This window comes from Bacillus sp. T33-2, assembly GCF_002860205.1.
Classification (GTDB): domain Bacteria; phylum Bacillota; class Bacilli; order Bacillales; family Cytobacillaceae; genus T33-2.
This window is the reverse complement of record NZ_PGVB01000010.1, coordinates 155,734-172,392: the sequence shown is the minus strand read 5'-3', so window position 1 is coordinate 172,392 and position 16,659 is coordinate 155,734. Positions and strand designations below refer to the sequence as shown.

General features: G+C 46.5%; 15 protein-coding genes. All 15 read left to right on the top strand.

The window, feature by feature from the left end; translation table 11 throughout:
• Positions 1-128: 128 nt before the first annotated feature.
• Positions 129-2,048, top strand: a complete 1,920-nt coding sequence (locus CVD19_RS07765) for a stage V sporulation protein D (RefSeq protein ID WP_101581286.1) — start codon at positions 129-131, stop codon at positions 2,046-2,048.
• 175 nt (positions 2,049-2,223) lie between these two features.
• Positions 2,224-3,684: a UDP-N-acetylmuramoyl-L-alanyl-D-glutamate--2,6-diaminopimelate ligase gene (locus CVD19_RS07760; protein ID WP_101581285.1), complete on the top strand. Its 1,461-nt coding sequence runs from the start codon at positions 2,224-2,226 to the stop codon at positions 3,682-3,684.
• Position 3,685: 1 nt separating this feature from the next.
• The gene (locus CVD19_RS07755; RefSeq protein ID WP_101581284.1) at positions 3,686-4,132 is read left to right on the top strand and encodes a hypothetical protein; all 447 of its coding nucleotides are present in this window, start codon (positions 3,686-3,688) and stop codon (positions 4,130-4,132) included.
• A gap of 1 nt (position 4,133) precedes the next feature.
• Complete coding sequence (gene mraY / locus CVD19_RS07750) at positions 4,134-5,108, top strand: phospho-N-acetylmuramoyl-pentapeptide-transferase (protein ID WP_101581283.1); 975 nt, start codon at positions 4,134-4,136, stop codon at positions 5,106-5,108.
• Positions 5,109-6,455 (top strand): UDP-N-acetylmuramoyl-L-alanine--D-glutamate ligase, encoded by a 1,347-nt coding sequence (murD, locus tag CVD19_RS07745; RefSeq protein ID WP_101581282.1) that lies wholly within the window; start codon positions 5,109-5,111, stop codon positions 6,453-6,455. It begins immediately after the preceding gene.
• A gap of 69 nt (positions 6,456-6,524) precedes the next feature.
• The gene (gene spoVE / locus CVD19_RS07740) at positions 6,525-7,625 is read left to right on the top strand and encodes a stage V sporulation protein E (protein WP_101581281.1); all 1,101 of its coding nucleotides are present in this window, start codon (positions 6,525-6,527) and stop codon (positions 7,623-7,625) included.
• 225 nt (positions 7,626-7,850) lie between these two features.
• Positions 7,851-8,951 (top strand): undecaprenyldiphospho-muramoylpentapeptide beta-N-acetylglucosaminyltransferase, encoded by a 1,101-nt coding sequence (murG, locus tag CVD19_RS07735; RefSeq protein WP_101581280.1) that lies wholly within the window; start codon positions 7,851-7,853, stop codon positions 8,949-8,951.
• A gap of 141 nt (positions 8,952-9,092) precedes the next feature.
• A complete protein-coding gene (murB, locus tag CVD19_RS07730) occupies positions 9,093-10,001 on the top strand; it encodes a UDP-N-acetylmuramate dehydrogenase (protein ID WP_101581279.1) in 909 nt (302 codons plus the stop codon).
• Positions 10,002-10,228: 227 nt separating this feature from the next.
• On the top strand, positions 10,229-11,020 hold the full coding sequence (locus CVD19_RS07725) for a cell division protein FtsQ/DivIB (RefSeq protein WP_101581278.1): 792 nt from the start codon (positions 10,229-10,231) through the stop codon (positions 11,018-11,020).
• The gene (locus tag CVD19_RS07720; RefSeq protein ID WP_101581277.1) at positions 10,968-11,699 is read left to right on the top strand and encodes a DUF881 domain-containing protein; all 732 of its coding nucleotides are present in this window, start codon (positions 10,968-10,970) and stop codon (positions 11,697-11,699) included. The genes CVD19_RS07725 and CVD19_RS07720 overlap by 53 nt, the downstream gene beginning before the upstream one ends.
• A 67-nt stretch (positions 11,700-11,766) precedes the next feature.
• Positions 11,767-12,492, top strand: a complete 726-nt coding sequence (locus CVD19_RS07715) for a DUF881 domain-containing protein (RefSeq protein WP_101581276.1) — start codon at positions 11,767-11,769, stop codon at positions 12,490-12,492.
• A 2-nt stretch (positions 12,493-12,494) separates the two neighbouring features.
• Positions 12,495-12,845 (top strand): small basic family protein, encoded by a 351-nt coding sequence (locus CVD19_RS07710; protein WP_101581275.1) that lies wholly within the window; start codon positions 12,495-12,497, stop codon positions 12,843-12,845.
• Positions 12,846-12,966: 121 nt separating this feature from the next.
• Positions 12,967-14,250 carry a cell division protein FtsA gene (gene ftsA / locus CVD19_RS07705; protein WP_101581274.1) on the top strand — a complete coding sequence of 428 codons (1,284 nt, stop codon included), beginning with the start codon at positions 12,967-12,969 and terminating at the stop codon, positions 14,248-14,250.
• A 41-nt stretch (positions 14,251-14,291) separates the two neighbouring features.
• Positions 14,292-15,449 (top strand): cell division protein FtsZ, encoded by a 1,158-nt coding sequence (gene ftsZ, locus CVD19_RS07700; protein WP_101581273.1) that lies wholly within the window; start codon positions 14,292-14,294, stop codon positions 15,447-15,449.
• A 261-nt stretch (positions 15,450-15,710) separates the two neighbouring features.
• Positions 15,711-16,634 carry a sigma-E processing peptidase SpoIIGA gene (gene spoIIGA / locus CVD19_RS07690; protein WP_101581271.1) on the top strand — a complete coding sequence of 308 codons (924 nt, stop codon included), beginning with the start codon at positions 15,711-15,713 and terminating at the stop codon, positions 16,632-16,634.
• The last annotated feature ends 25 nt before the right edge of the window (positions 16,635-16,659 follow it).

The window sequence follows — 16,659 nt, the reverse complement described above, 5'->3', positions numbered from 1 at the left end:
GTTATTTTCACTGTAGTACAAGCATATATTTGAACGAACCAGTCCACGCCACGGCGTTCATTAAATAAAATCAGGGTGGACAGTTTTTGTGAGGTTCCCCTGATTGGAAAGGGAGGCACTTTCAATATATGCGGGTTTCTAATGTTACTGTGCGAAAGCGGGTTGCGCTAGTTTTAATGGTTGGGATTTTGATATTTTTAATCATTGATATCCGGCTTGGATACGTTCAATTCCTGCTCGGGGGCGGGCTGACAGACAAGGCGATGGATTCGTGGAGCCGGAAAGTACCTTTTGAGGCACAGCGCGGTGAAATCGTTGACCGGAATGGGGTGGCGCTGGCGACAAATATCAGTTCGCCCACCGTTTATGCTGTCCCCCGACAAATTGTCGATGCAGATGCAACCGCGGAAAAACTGGCAGCTGCTTTGAATATGTCAAAGGACAAGGCACTAAAGCACATTACCAAGTCAGCTGTGATTGAGAGAATTCCTGAGGGAAGGAAGATCTCGCACAGTAAAGCAAAAGAAATCAGGGCTCTTAACTTGAAGGGCATTTACATCGGCGAAGATTCGAAGCGCCATTATCCGTTCGGCAGCTACTTGTCCCATGTGCTCGGATTCACGGGTATCGACAACCAGGGCTTGATGGGCCTTGAACTTTACTATGACAAGGAATTAAAGGGCACAAAGGGGTCGGTAGAATTTTATGCGAACGCAAAAGGCCAGAGGATGGAAGACATGGCTGATGACTATGAGCCCCCTGTCGACGGTCTTGATCTTAAGCTAACCATTGATAATAAAGTCCAGACGATCGTTGAACGGGAATTGGATATCGCTGAAGCAAAATATAATCCAGATGGCATCATTGCCATTGCAATGGATCCAAATACCGGTGAAATTTTGGCGATGTCAAGCCGCCCGACTTTCGAACCGGATAATTTCAGGAATGTCCCGCAGGAAGTATATAACCGGAATCTTCCGGTATGGAGCACATATGAACCTGGTTCCACCTTTAAAATTATCACGTTGGCCGCTGCACTTGAGGAAGGGAAAGTAGACCTTGAGCATGACCATTTTCATGATTCCGGCCACGTTAAGGTGGGCGGGGCAAGGCTGCGCTGCTGGAAACGGGGCGGCCACGGCAGCCAGTCCTTTCTGGAAGTCGTCCAGAACTCATGTAACCCGGGGTTTGTCGAGCTTGGACAGCGGCTTGGAAAAGAAAAGCTTTTTAAATATATTTCCGATTTCGGATTTGGACAAAAAACAGGAATCGACCTTCAGGGCGAGGGGAGAGGCATCATGTTCAACATGAACCGGGTCGGGCCTGTTGAGCATGCAACGACTGCCTTCGGGCAAGGTGTATCAGTCACTCCGATCCAGCAAGTAACAGCGGTTGCTGCCGCTGTAAATGGGGGCATTCTTTACACACCTTATATTGCGAAGGAACTGATTGATCCAAAGACCGGTGAAGTAGTCATGAAAAAATCGCCTGTTGCGAAAAGGCGGGTCATTTCTGAAGAAACGTCCGAACAAATCAGGCATGCCCTTGAAAGTGTAGTTGCCCAGGGAACGGGGAAAAACGCTTTTGTTGAGTCATACAGGGTTGGTGGAAAAACTGGGACAGCCCAGAAAGCCAAGGATGGCCGTTACTTGGAAAACAATCATATCGTTTCATTCATAGGCTTTGCCCCCGCTGATGACCCACAGCTTGTTGTCTATGTTGCTGTTGATAATCCGAAGGGCACAATCCAATTCGGGGGTGTGGTCGCCGCCCCGATCGTCGGCAACATCATGGAGGACAGCCTGCACGCTCTTGGTGTGAAACCAAGGAAAAATCAAATTGAAAAAGAACTGGCTTTATATGAGTCCCCAAAGATAGAGATTCCCGATCTGGTCGGCATGACAAAGAACGAACTTCGGCAACAGATGGTAAACTTAAAGCTTGAAATAGACGGGAACGGAGATACCGTTGTGAAGCAGGCTCCGTCTCCGGGAGTGAAGGTCAAGGAAGGCTCAACAGTGAAAGTGTATATGTATAACAAAGATTAAGAGAAAGGGCGGCGCCAGGATCCATTCAACCGCCACCCTTTTTGCATTTCGATGTATATAATAAGAGTGAAAATGAAACACCATTCTACTTTTCTCTCACAACAATGGCTAAATTGACCTCAATCATGTAAAATATATATCGCCATGTTTGTTTAAGTGAGAGGAATTGATAATTGTGAATTTACATGAATTGCTTGGATACCTGCATCCTTTCGTTGATTATAAGGGAGAAAATCCTGAGATCACTTCAATCGAAAACGATAACAGAAAAGCCACTCCGGGCAGTTTATTCATCTGCATCAAAGGCTATACAGTAGATGGCCATGATTTCGCCGAGTCGGCCGTGAAGAATGGTTCTGTTGCTGTGCTTGCCGAAAGGGAGCTTTCGCTGAATGTGCCAGTAATTGTCGTACGGAACACGATCAGGGCGATGGCTGTCCTTGCAGATGCGTTTTACGGGCAGCCAAGCCATAAGCTGAACGTTATCGGAATAACCGGAACGAATGGCAAGACAACGACCAGTCATTTGATCGATAAAATATTTTCAGACGCCGGACAGAACACCGGGCTGATTGGAACGATGTACACAAAAATCGGCAGCCAGCTGTATGAAGTGAAAAATACGACACCTGAAAGCCTGACCCTGCAAAAAACATTCAGGCAAATGGTCGATGAAGGGGTGCAAACCGCCGTAATGGAGGTTTCATCGCATGCGCTTGTCCATGGGCGGGTACACGGGACGGATTATGATGTGGCCGTTTTTACGAACTTGACACAGGATCACCTTGACTACCACAAGACTATGGATGAGTACCGCAGGGCGAAGGGTCTGTTATTTTCCCAGCTTGGCAATGCATTTTCACATGACAGGCCGAAATTTGCAGTTCTGAATGCGGACGATCCTGCAAGTGAGGAATATCAGCAAAGCACTTCAGCCCATATTTTGACCTACGGAATCGACAACCATGCCGACCTCCGTGCTGTGAACATCCAAATGTCGGCCAGCGGTACAACATTTGATTTAATTAGCCCGTTTGGCAGCAGGCGCATAACATTACAGCTAATTGGGAAATTCAGCGTATATAATGTACTTGCCAGTATTGGGACAGCCATGGTTTTGGGCATACCGCTTGATCAAACCATCGCATCGATTGAATCGGTCAAAGGAGTTGCAGGCCGGTTTGAGCTGGTTGACGCCGGCCAGGACTTTTCGGTGATTATTGACTATGCCCATACTCCTGACAGCCTTGAAAATGTGCTGAAAACAATAAAGCAATTTGCCAGGAATGATGTGTTCGCTGTGGTTGGATGCGGCGGCGACAGAGACCGCACAAAGCGGCCAATGATGGCGAAAATCGCCTGTGAATACGCAACAGTCCCGATTTTCACATCCGATAATCCAAGAAGTGAGGACCCTGTCCAAATTCTCGCTGATATGGAGGAGGGTGCTGCCGGTGAACGATATGTGAAAATCGTTGACCGAAAAGAAGCAATCCAATACGCAGTCAGGAAAGCAAAAAAAGGTGATGTAATTTTAATAGCTGGTAAAGGACATGAAACGTACCAGCAGATCGGTGATAAAATATTTGATTTCGACGACCGGAAAGTAGCCCGGGAGGCGATTGAGGAGAAATAGTATGCTTTTATACAAAGAAATAGCTGGCCTGTTTCCTAATTCAAGGGGTATCGAAGACAGCAGCCTTCAATTTCATACAGTTAGCTGCTTTGCTGACAGGCCTCAGCCAAGAGGCTTGTTCATCCCTGTATTTGCTCATTCAGGCAGCCTGCAGGAGGCCATCGCAAACGGTGCGGTCGCCGCCCTGTGGCAGGAAGGGACACCTCTGCCTCAATATACCCCGAACCATTTTCCGGTTTTTTTTACAGACGACTTGTTGAAAGGCTTAAAGATAATTATGGAACAATACTTAAAATCATTGAATATCAACTCTGCTCAATCAAGAACGAAATTCCTGTTTTTAGACAAAGAACGTCTGAATAAAACAGAAAAAACATATGCTATTGCTGTAATGGCTGAAACGATCAACGGAACAGACGGCTTAAACGGCAAAGAAGGGAGGGGGTAATATGCTGGAGCAAGTTATCTTTTTCACAATACTGGTAGGCTTCTTGATAACTGTGCTTTTGTCTCCAGTTTTTATTCCTTTTCTGAGAAGGCTGAAGTTTGGGCAAAGCATCCGTGAAGAAGGGCCGCAGTCCCACCAAAAAAAGTCAGGGACACCGACAATGGGCGGCATCATGATCCTATTGTCGATTACCGTTACCACCTTGGTGATGACTGGCAAATTCTCCGAGCCGACTGTACGGACATATCTTCTCCTGTTGGTGACGATCGGATTCGGCTTTCTCGGGTTCCTGGACGATTTTATCAAAGTTGTGATGAAACGGAACCTCGGGTTGACTTCAAGGCAAAAATTACTCGGACAAATTATTATATCGGTCATTTTTTATTTAATATTTAAACAAAGCAATTTTTCTACGGAAATTAGCATCCCGTTGACCGATTATTCTTTTGACCTCGGCTGGGCTTATGTTTTGCTGATCATTTTTTGGATGGTAGGCTTTTCTAACGCTGTCAATCTTACTGACGGCCTCGACGGCCTTGTATCCGGAACGGCGGCGATTGCTTTTGGAGCCTTCGCCGTTCTGGCATGGAACCAGTCTCAATATGAATTGTCCATTTTTTCTGTTGCTGTTGTCGGGGCGGTGCTCGGGTTCCTTGTCTTCAACGCCCACCCTGCCAAGGTATTCATGGGCGATACTGGTTCGCTTGCTCTTGGAGGCGCGATCGCCACAATCGCAATTTTAACAAAGCTCGAAATCCTGCTGGTCATTATTGGCGGAGTATTCGTTATTGAAACTTTGTCTGTGATCCTTCAAGTGATATCATTTAAGACAACGGGAAAAAGAATTTTCAGGATGAGTCCGCTCCATCACCATTATGAGCTGGCAGGCTGGTCAGAGTGGCGGGTCGTTGTAACATTCTGGACGGTCGGACTGTTATTCGCGATTCTTGGAATTTATATTGAGGTGTGGATTTAAGTGAAACAGATAAAGAGCTATCAGCATAAAAAGATATTGGTCCTTGGCCTTGCGAAAAGCGGGGTCAGCGCGGCCTCACTGTTACATAAGCTTGGAGCGTTTGTTACGGTTAATGATATGAGACCCCTTTCTGAAAACCCTGAAGCCCAGGGCCTTTTGGAACAGGGCATCAAAGTAGTGTGCGGCAGCCATCCGGTTGAGCTGCTCGATGATGGATTTGAACTGATCGTGAAAAATCCGGGAATCCCATATCATAACCCGATGATCGTCAAGGCATTGGAAAACGACATCCCCATCATTACTGAAGTTGAGCTAGCCTATCAAATTTCTGAGGCACCGTTCATCGGGATTACCGGTACCAATGGGAAAACAACTACCACCACCCTCGTATTCGAAATGCTTGATGAAGGAAATAAAAAACCTCTCATCGCTGGAAACATCGGCACGGTTGCTTCAGGTGTTGCACAGGAAGCAGATGACAGCAACACTATAGTGATCGAGTTATCATCATTTCAGCTGATGGGAATATCATCCTTTAAACCTAAAATCGCCATCATCACGAACCTGTATGATGCCCATTTGGACTATCACGGTACAAAAGATGAATATATCATGGCAAAAGCGAATATTGCCAAAAACCAGGACGGGGAAGACTACTTGATCGTTAATGCCGACCAGGAGGAAGTCATGGCGATTGCAAGGTCATCACGGGCCAGGATCATCCCTTTTTCCACAAAAAAAGTGCTGGAAAGCGGTGCCTGTCTCAAGGATGGGTGGGTCTGTTTTAACGGGCAGCAGATTGTCCGGACGTCCGAAATCGCCCAGAACATCCATCTTGAAAACGTTTTGTCGGCCATTGCCGCTTCCATTCTGTCAGGAGTGGACACAGCAGCCATTGTAAGTGTTCTTAAAACTTTTACTGGTGTTAAACACCGGCTGCAATATGTGGCGGAAATTAAGGGCCGCAAGTTTTTTAATGACTCAAAAGCGACTAATATCCTCGCTGCCCAGAACTCCCTGGCAGCGTTTAATTCTCCGGTGATCCTGCTTGCCGGGGGCCTTGACAGGGGAAACGGGTTTGACGAATTGATCCCGTCATTGAAAGGCGTAAAGGTGCTGATCACCTTTGGGGAGACGGCAGATAAAATAGGACAAGCAGGCAAACAGGCAGGAATAAATACGATATTGCGTGTCGATAATGTTGAAAAGGCCGTTCCTGAGGCTTACAAACATTCTGAACCAGGCGATGTCATCCTCCTGTCCCCTGCATGTGCGAGCTGGGACCAGTATAAAACTTTTGAAGTCAGGGGAGACATGTTTATCGAAGCGGTGCATAAGCTTAAGTAAGGGCTTGTCTCAGATGGGAACCACTTTTGAAACTGGGGACGCCCTAAACAAAAGCAGAGGTGTGTACCGTTGCCAACGAAAAAAACGACTCCCGACTTTATTCTGTTGATCATTACGTTTACATTGCTGGCGATGGGGCTGATCATGGTCTACAGCGCCAGTGCTGTTTTGGCTGACTATAAGTTCGAAGACTCCTTTTTCTTCGCCAAGCGGCAAATGTTGTTTGCCGGTGTCGGGGTTGCCGCCATGTTTTTTATCATGAATGTTGATTACTGGACGTGGCGAACATGGGCAAAGCTTATTCTCATTGTCTGTTTTGTTTTGCTTGTCATGGTCCTCATTCCCGGGATTGGAAATGTCCGCAATGGTTCGCGAAGCTGGATTGGGGTAGGCGCATTTTCCATCCAGCCGTCAGAATTTATGAAGCTGGCAATGATTGCTTTTCTTGCAAAATTCCTGTCTGAGCGTCAGAAACAGATCACATCGTTTAAAAATGGGCTGTTTCCTTCCCTGGCTCTCGTATTTACAGCGTTTGGGATGATTATGCTCCAGCCGGACCTTGGAACCGGCACGGTCATGGTGGGTACATGTGTGGTGATGATCTTTATTGCCGGGGCACGCATCAGCCATTTTCTTGGACTGGGCCTTCTCGGGGTTGCCGGCTTTATCGGACTGGTTGCTTCAGCACCCTACAGGATAAAACGGATCACTTCGTTTTTGGACCCATGGCAGGACCCACAGGGAAGCGGCTTTCAAATGATCCAGTCCCTGTTTGCGATCGGGCCGGGCGGATTGTTCGGACTCGGGCTCGGACAGAGCAGGCAAAAATTCTTTTACCTGCCGGAACCTCAAACTGATTTCATCTTTGCGATTCTTGCTGAGGAGTTGGGATTTATCGGGGGTTCATTTATCCTGCTGCTCTTCTCTTTGCTTTTGTGGAGGGGGATCAGAATTGCGCTTGGCGCCCCTGATCTATACGGCAGCTTGCTCGCAGTCGGGATCATTGCAATGATTGCAATACAGGTAATGATCAACATAGGGGTTGTTACAGGCCTGATGCCTGTAACCGGAATCACCCTGCCTTTCCTTAGCTACGGTGGGTCATCCCTAACGCTTATGCTTGTGGCGGTGGGAGTGTTATTAAATATCAGCCGCTACTCAAGATATTAAATAGAAACCCTGCCACGCAGGGTTTCTTTTCGTTCGCGTTGTTAATCCTGTCCTGCAACACCTGAAATTGTTATGTTACATTTTATTTACATCGCCCACTAAATATATGATGAAGTTTAGTATATAGTAGAATAGGGTAAAGCCGGGGAGTGCATTTTTCAATACATAACAAAAACGAATAAAATTAAACATAGAGAAAAATTACTCTCTTAATGAGGTGGGAAAATGAGAATAGCTGTAAGCGGCGGTGGAACCGGAGGGCATATCTATCCGGCACTCGCTCTTATAAGAGAAATCCAAAAAAAAGAACAAGATGTTGAGTTTCTTTATATTGGCACTGAAAAAGGGCTAGAGAGCAAACTGGTCCCGATTGAGAACATACCGTTTAAATCAATACATATTACAGGTTTTAAAAGAAAGCTGTCATTTGAAAATGTGAAGACTGTGCTCAGGTTCTTAAAAGGGGTGCGGGATAGTAAACGGCTCCTTAAGGAATTCAAGCCGGATGTTGTGATAGGCACAGGCGGTTATGTATGCGGACCCGTGGTATATGCGGCATCACGTCTTGGGATTCCTTCCGTCATCCACGAACAGAACAGCGTCCCCGGGCTGACCAATAAATTTTTAAGCCGTTATGCCGACCGGATCGCCGTGTGTTTTGAAGAAGCGAAGGAGTTTTTTCCAGCAGAAAAAACGGTGCTGACAGGCAACCCGAGAGCGTCTGAAGTGATTGGCCAGGACGGGATTCGCGGCAGGCTGTCAGCAGGCTTGAAAATGAAAATGCCGGCTGTTTTGATTTTTGGCGGGAGCCGAGGGGCCAAGCCGATAAATGAAGCGGTACTTAAGTCTCTTACAGAGCTAGGGTCTAAGCCTTATCAAGTGTTATATGTAACAGGGGATGTCCACTACGAAGAAATCCGGAAGGAAGTCGAACTGGTCGGAAACCCGGAAAACGTGATCATCAAGCCTTTTATTCATAATATGCCTGAAGTGCTGGCAGGGATCGACCTGGTGGTCGCACGGGCAGGGGCGACCACCCTTGCCGAACTGACATCGCTCGGCATACCGAGCATTTTGATTCCAAGCCCGTATGTCACGAATAACCACCAGGAGAAAAATGCACGTGCACTAAGCGATTACGGCGCGGCAGAACTTCTCCTTGAAAAGGATCTCACCGGGCCGAGGCTGATTGAACATATCGACCAGATCCTGACTGACAGCTTAAAGCTCGCGGAGATGAAAAATGGCGCCAGACAGCTCGGGATTCCGGATGCGGCCAAGAGGCTTTACAAGCTGATGAAGGATATTGTGAAAGTAGCCCGGTAATTGCTTCAGGCATACAATACTAGAAATTAGAAGCGGGAAGTTGAAGGTTGGAGTGGAGCAACATTTCGAAGCATGGTAAAGGGCTTTCCGATGTGCGCCCAAAGTCCAACATCTAACCTCTCAAATGAAAGGACGGTTTTTATGAAGGAACTTTCAAAACGATTGACAGACCTTAATATTGGAACTGTAAAAGAAAATGAACCACTGGCCAACCATACGACAATAAAAATCGGCGGACCCGCCGATATATATATAGAGCCATCCTCCATTGACAATCTCAAAAAAGCGATGGAGCTTATTCGCGAGGCGAAGGTGAAATGGACCGCGATTGGCCGGGGCTCAAATCTGCTTGTTTCTGATAAAGGAATAGAAGGTGTTGTGATAAAGCTGGGGCCTGGCCTCGCACATATGGAGATAGATGGTGCGAAGGTCACAGCGGGCGGAGGCTATTCAGTTGTAAGCCTTGCAATGACGATCAGCAGGAAAGGACTGTCCGGACTTGAGTTTGCCGGCGGGATTCCTGGTTCCGTGGGCGGGGCTGTGTACATGAATGCCGGTGCCCATGGCTCCGATATTTCCCGGATTTTGGAGAAGGCACACATCCTGTTTGAAGATGGAACGATCGAATGGCTGGCAAATGAAGATATGGAATTTTCCTACAGGACATCAATCCTCCAAAAGAAACGGCCTGGCATTGTGCTCGAAGCGGTTTTCCAGCTGAATGAGGGAGACAGGGAAAGCATTGTTGCCGAAATCCAGAAAAACAAGGATTACCGGAAAGAGACACAGCCGTGGAATTATCCGTGTGCAGGCAGCATTTTTAGGAACCCCCTGCCTGATTATGCAGGTAAATTGATTGAAAATGCCGGCTTGAAAGGGCACTCGATCGGCGGTGCAAAAATCTCTGAAATGCATGGCAATTTCATTGTGAATGCCGGCAATGCCACAGCCGATGATGTACTTGCGCTTATTCAGCATGTGAAGGACACAGTCTTTGACAAATATGGCATCAACATAGAAACGGAAGTTGAAATAATAGGGCGGAAATAATCATAAATCCTCTTTAAGCTGTCAATTTCTGTGATATAATATTTCATTAGATTAGTCAGCATGAGTTGTTTACAGGGAGTAAATAACGGCCTAATTATTAGTGCCGTTGTTTTCAGTTTTGGGGCATTTTCCTCCGGTGAAATGATCATAGAAATTTTGATTTGCTCCTTCCTGAGTGAGCTCCCTCCGATTGAACAAGGAATCCGCTGGATGAGAGGTGTTTGGATATGGAAAAGGGGAAAATCGTCTCCATAGAGGACAGAATCCCTAAATTAAAGCAACAGCGGCGGAAAAAAGCGAACAGAAGGCTGATTACGCTATTAATCTTATTTTTCTCGTTAATTGCTGTTATTATTTATTTCCAATCTCCATTAAGCAGGGTAAAAATGATTACCGTAACAGGGAATGAGTCCTACTCTCAGCCGGAAATTGTGGCACATAGCGGAATTGCTCCGAAATCAAATATTTGGAAATTGAATGAAAACAAAGTGGCGAAGAAGCTGAAACAGCTTCCTGAAATTAAAACTGCCCGGATAAAGGTGAAGTTCCCAAACACCATTGTCATTCATATAGAAGAGCATGGCCGGATCGCTTACGTATCAAAGGGAACAAATTTTTATCCAGTTTTGGAAAGCGGCGCGGTACTGGAAAAACGGCAAATGGCTGAACTTCCGGTGAATGCCCCGTTGCTGGTGGGATTCAATGAAGGCGAACCGCTTGATGAAATGATTGCAGCCCTTAAGACCATCCCGGATGAGGTCGTTAATTCCATTTCAGAAATTCAATATAAACCTTCAAAAACGGATGCATACAGAATAACCCTTTTCATGAATGACGGTTATGAGGTAAATGCATCACTGAGAAGCTTTGCTGAAAAAATGGTGCATTATCCGTCGATTGTCACCCAGCTTGAACCAGGGAAACAAGGTGTCATCGACCTTGAAGTAGGCTCTTATTTTAAAGCTTATGAAGCAGAGGAAGCTGAAAAAGTTGAAATTGAAAAAGAAACTGAACAGTAATCGGGTCATCCTTGCGCTTGTTTGCCTTGTGCTTGGGTTTATGATCGCATTTTCCTACAGGGTGACACAAAGCGAAAATAATGACGAACAAATTACGGACAGACAGTGGGAACAAAATTTAAGCCTTCGGAATGAATTGATCGAACAAGGCGAAAAAAACCGCGAGCTCCAGGGCGAGTTGAAGAAAAAACAGGGGAAAATCAGGAAAATAGAAGAAAACCTTGCGAAAGAGGCCCAGGTTTTTTTTAACCTTGCCGAGGATACGGAAAAATACAGGATGTTTCTTGGAAAAGTAAAGGTAAAAGGCAGTGGCGTCCAGGTGACTCTCAGCGACGGCGAATATGATCCTGCTGAGGAAAATATCAATAGTTACCTTGTCCATGAGCACCATGTTTTCAAAGTAGTCAATGAATTATACATTGCAGGGGCGACTGCCATATCCATCAATGGCCAGCGGCTGTCCCATAATTCCTATATTCTTTGCGACGGGCCTGTCATTACAGTTGATGGCAAGCAGCATCCTGCCCCGTTTAAAATTGCTGCGATTGGAGACTCTGAAGTACTATCATCCGCATTAAATATTACCGGCGGAGTCCGCGACCAGCTTGTCAACGACCAGATTGTATTCTCACTTGAAGAAAAACAGGAAATTGTCATGGATCCGATTCTTGGCAGCTAAATTCCGGAGTGGAAAATCCGAGGAGCGCGGGAAAGGTACAATGCATTTTGATTAAGGAGTGAACATGATGCCGGACAGTAAGCAATTCGGGTTTGTAATCGTCGCTGCCATCATCGGCTTCATGGTTGCCATCCAGTTTCAGACTGTCAGCAAGCCGGTGGTGAGGGACACGAGGGATACTTGGGAGCTGCGGCAGGATTTAATGAAAGAAAAAGAGCTTCAATCCAGATTGCTTCTTGAAATCCGATCCAATGATGAAAAGCTTGCAAGCTATGAAACTGAAATTGAGCAAAGCAAGGAACAGGTTCTCCGGGAGACATTGGATGAACTGAAAACTGAAGCCGGACTTACGGAGGTTTCCGGACCGGGAATAGTGCTGTCCGTTGAACCTGCCGATGTGGGCATAGCAGGCAAAGCTGCTTCTTCCGTCCCGCCCGACTTGCTTAAAAGACTGTTAAATGAATTAAATATGTACGGGGCGCTCCATATTTCCATTGATGGAGAAAGGGTCATCAATACGACAGTCATCCGTGAAATCAACAGGGAAACGAAAATAAACGGCCATTCACTCAACCGTCTCCCTTTTGAGATAAAAGTGATCACCGAAAGCCCGGCAGCGGCCGGGAAGCTTTACAACCGAATGCAGGTTTCATCAGCGGCAGAGGAGTTCTTTATAGATAACCTCTCGGTAAAAATAAAAAGACCAGAAAAGGATATTATTATTCCAGCGTACCAGGATACAATCAGGATTCGGTTTATGGAGCCTGTCAAGGAAGAAAAAGGAGGCAGTTGATCATGTGGCTCCCCGTTATGGGATTGGTTATTGGCGTGATTATCGGGCTGTTGACCGATATCAGGATCCCGGATGAATACTCTAACTATCTGTCAATTGCCATCCTTGCAGCACTTGATACGTTATTCGGGGGCATTCGGGCAAACCTTCAGCATATTTACGACGAAAAGGTATTTGTATCAGGATTCTTTTTTAATATATTGCTTGCTGCAAGTTTAGCTTTTCTAGGTGTTCATCTTGGTGTAGACTTGTATTTAGCAGCTGTTTTCGCTTTTGGCGTAAGGCTGTTCCAGAATATCGCCGTGATCAGGAGAATTCTGTTAACAAAATGGTCAACAAACGGTGAAAAATAGAAAAAAAAATGATATTTTTAAAGGGAATCATTTAATTGTGACGAATATGGTAAAAACGAGAAAAAGCAAGCAATAAGTTGCTGTCCGGGCAATTAGCAAATGTTAAAGGAGGTGCCAAAGAATGAACAGCAATGATATATATGTGAGTCTAGACATCGGTACATCCAGTGTGAAAGTAATCATCGGCGAAATGGTCAATGACTCTTTAAATATTATAGGTGTTGGCAATGTGAAGTCCGAAGGTTTAAGGAAGGGCTCAATTGTTGATATAGATGAAACAGTTCATTCTATTAAAAAAGCGGTCGAGCAGGCCGAGAGAATGATAGGAATGCAGATTAACCAGGTTATTGTCGGCGTTACCGGCAACCATGTGACACTGCAGCCCTGCCATGGTGTGGTTGCGGTCTCCAGCGACAACCGGGAGATCACAAATGAGGATGTTGCCAGGGTCATTGATGCAGCCCAGGTTGTTTCCATCCCTCCTGAAAGAGAAATCATTGACGTCATCCCGAAGCAATTCATCGTTGACGGGCTTGATGAAATCACGGACCCGCGCGGCATGATCGGTGTCCGCCTTGAAATGGAAGGAACAATTATTACCGGATCGAAAACTATTTTACATAATACCCTGCGCTGTGTAGAACGGGCAGGACTGGAAATTATCGACATAGTCCTTCAGCCGCTGGCGGCCGGAGCATTCGCACTGTCAAAAGATGAGAAAAACATGGGTGTAGCGCTGATTGATATTGGCGGCGGCTCCACTACGGTAGCGGTTTTTGAGAACGGCCATTTAAAAGGGGCCTCTGTAATCCCAGTTGGCGGTGACAATATCACCAAAGACCTGTCAATCGGTATGAGGACCGCTACTGAGGATGCGGAAGCAATCAAGATAAAACATGGACATGCCTATTACGACCACGCTTCCGAGGAGGAAGTGTTCAGTGTCCCTATCATCGGCAGTGACCAGCATCAGCAATTCAACCAGCTGGAAATTGCCGATATAGTGGAAGCGCGAATGGAAGAAATATTCCAGTTGGTGCAACACGAGTTAAAAACGATGGGCGCCAGGGACCTGCCGGGAGGGTATGTAATCGCAGGCGGCGTTGCCAATATGCAGGGTGTCCCTGAATTGGCCCAGGCAATTTTACAGAACCGTGTCAGGATTGCGATACCTGATTACATTGGTGTCCGTGAATCACAGTTTACGACTGCAGTTGGCCTGATCAAATTTGCATACAAAAACGCCAGGCTTCAGGGAAGAACGATGGAGAATGCTTTTGTCGAGCAGGATTTTAAAGAGAAACGACCTCAAAAACAGCCGCAACCAAAATCGAAGCCGGAAAAACAGCCGGAAGAAAAAGTATCATCACGAGTGAAAAAGTTTTTAGGCTACTTTTTTGAGTAAACCTTGCTAACAGGAAAATGGACGAATTAGGAGGATTTGTCATGTTGGAGTTTGATACGAATTTAGATTCACTTGCTTCTATAAAAGTAATCGGTGTTGGCGGCGGCGGAAACAATGCGGTTAACCGAATGATCGAGCAGGGTGTGCAGGGCGTGGAGTTCATCGCCGTAAATACAGATGCCCAGGCTTTAAATCTTTCCAAAGCCGAGATCAAGATGCAAATAGGCGGTAAATTGACGCGGGGACTTGGTGCGGGCGCCAATCCTGAAGTGGGCAAAAAAGCAGCCGAAGAAAGCAAAGAGCAAATTGAAGAAGCTTTAAGAGGCGCGGACATGGTATTCGTTACTGCCGGGATGGGCGGCGGCACTGGTACAGGCGCTGCACCTGTCATTGCCCAAATCGCGAGGGACCTAGGTGCGCTTACAGTCGGTGTTGTGACACGGCCATTTACATTCGAAGGCCGCAAACGGGCAACCCAGGCAGCCGGCGGGATTGCAGCCCTGAAAGAAGGGGTAGATACACTGATTGTCATCCCGAATGACCGCCTTCTGGAAATGGTGGACAAAAGCACGCCAATGCTTGAAGCGTTCCGCGAGGCTGATAATGTACTGCGCCAGGGTGTCCAGGGGATTTCTGACCTGATTGCAACCCCTGGATTGATCAACCTGGATTTTGCCGATGTTAAGACCATCATGTCCAACCAGGGCTCTGCATTGATGGGAATCGGCATTGCCACAGGTGAAAACCGGGCAGCCGAGGCTGCGAAAAAGGCGGTTTCCTCGCCTCTGCTGGAAACCTCCATCGATGGTGCACAGGGTGTCCTGATGAACATTACCGGCGGGTCCAACCTCAGCCTGTATGAAGTGCAGGAAGCGGCCGATATCGTAGCTTCTGCATCTGATCAGGATGTGAACATGATTTTCGGTTCTGTCATCAATGACAACCTGAAAGATGAGATCGTCGTAACCGTCATTGCCACCGGCTTCAATGAAGAAGCGATCCAGCCCAAAAATACGAGGCCGGCATTCGGCCAGGCAAAACTGAATCCGAATCCAAATCCGGGCCTCGGCACTGTCAAGCGCGAACAGAAACGTGAGGAAGTCCAGCAGGAGCAGACAAGGGGAACTACAATATCCCAGCAGCCTGAAGATACGCTTGATATTCCGACTTTCCTGCGCAACAGGAACAGGCGTCGTTAAATACTGTCTAACATAAAAGCAAAAAGCAGCACACCTCTTATATTTGGGGTGTGCTTTTTCATTGCATTCCCCTTAATAGAAAAAAGTGACAAAATCCGTAGGGAAAGGTGAAAATATTCTTCTGTTTTGGATACAGGAAGTGACACATTTTTAGATGCAAGGTACGTTATACTTTGTCGTAACGGATTTATAGGAGGCCGGATCAGATTAAAGCCGATGCCCGGCTTCATAGAGGGTACAGCTCGCAAAGGGGGTTGTGGTTTGACAGTATACCTTGATGTGATATGGGCTTTAAATCTTTTATTTGACGCCTTGCTCATCTATTTGACAGCGGTGATCCTGAAAAGGAAAATCCGCTTGAGCCGCCTGTTTCTAGGAGCGTTGACAGGGTCCATTCTCATTTTATTGTCCATTACACCACTGCATGCTATTGCAGGCGTTCCCGCGGTAAAACTGTTGTTTTCAGTACTAATGGTGCTGTGTGCCTTTGGTTACCGGCGGTTAAGCTATTTTATAAAAGGATTGATGGCCCTGTATTTCACCACCTTCTTGGCAGGTGGAACATTAACAGGTGTACATTATTTCATTCATTTCGATATGGATCTGTCCTCCGCAGCCGCCTTGGCAAATATTAAAGGATTTGGCGACCCAATCAGCTGGCTGTTCGTCCTGCTCGGATTTCCGCTTGCCTGGCACTTTTCAAAAAAGAATATCGAACAGGCTGAAATGGCAAAAATCCATTACGAACAATTGGTAGGGGTCAAGATTAGCATGCCAGGGCTGGAACTGGCTCTGACGGGGCTCATTGACAGCGGCAACCAGCTGTATGACCCAATTTCCAAAACGCCGGTCATGTTCGTTTCAGTTAATAATCTTCCTGATGGCATGCCTGAAGTCCTGCGTATGCTTGCAGGCGATCCGGAAGCTGTTTTTACAGGAGAGGAATCGTTTCCAGAGGAGCTTGAGAGCAGGATGAGAATCATCCCGTTTAGTGTCGTGGGCCGTGCCCAGCAGCTTGTAATAGCAGTAAAACCCGATTCTGTTATCATCGAAAAAGATGATGAAACAGTCCAGGTTGAGAAGTCGCTCGTGTCGTTCACGATGCAGGAGCTTTCCGCGGATGGCAGTTTTCACTGTATTGTTCATCCTAAAATGCTGACTGCCTTTACTGTGAAGGTAAGCTAATATAACTATACTCAAAAATACATAG

Coding starts and splice junctions, on each gene's coding strand:
- ftsZ (WP_101581273.1), top strand. CDS start 14,292: ATGTTGGAGTTTGATACGAATTTAGATTCACTTGCTTCTATAAAAGTA.
- mraY (WP_101581283.1), top strand. CDS start 4,134: ATGCTGGAGCAAGTTATCTTTTTCACAATACTGGTAGGCTTCTTGATA.
- CVD19_RS07725 (WP_101581278.1), top strand. CDS start 10,229: ATGGAAAAGGGGAAAATCGTCTCCATAGAGGACAGAATCCCTAAATTA.
- CVD19_RS07710 (WP_101581275.1), top strand. CDS start 12,495: ATGTGGCTCCCCGTTATGGGATTGGTTATTGGCGTGATTATCGGGCTG.
- murB (WP_101581279.1), top strand. CDS start 9,093: ATGAAGGAACTTTCAAAACGATTGACAGACCTTAATATTGGAACTGTA.
- ftsA (WP_101581274.1), top strand. CDS start 12,967: ATGAACAGCAATGATATATATGTGAGTCTAGACATCGGTACATCCAGT.
- CVD19_RS07720 (WP_101581277.1), top strand. CDS start 10,968: ATGAAGCAGAGGAAGCTGAAAAAGTTGAAATTGAAAAAGAAACTGAAC.
- CVD19_RS07755 (WP_101581284.1), top strand. CDS start 3,686: ATGCTTTTATACAAAGAAATAGCTGGCCTGTTTCCTAATTCAAGGGGT.
- CVD19_RS07715 (WP_101581276.1), top strand. CDS start 11,767: ATGCCGGACAGTAAGCAATTCGGGTTTGTAATCGTCGCTGCCATCATC.
- CVD19_RS07765 (WP_101581286.1), top strand. CDS start 129: ATGCGGGTTTCTAATGTTACTGTGCGAAAGCGGGTTGCGCTAGTTTTA.
- murG (WP_101581280.1), top strand. CDS start 7,851: ATGAGAATAGCTGTAAGCGGCGGTGGAACCGGAGGGCATATCTATCCG.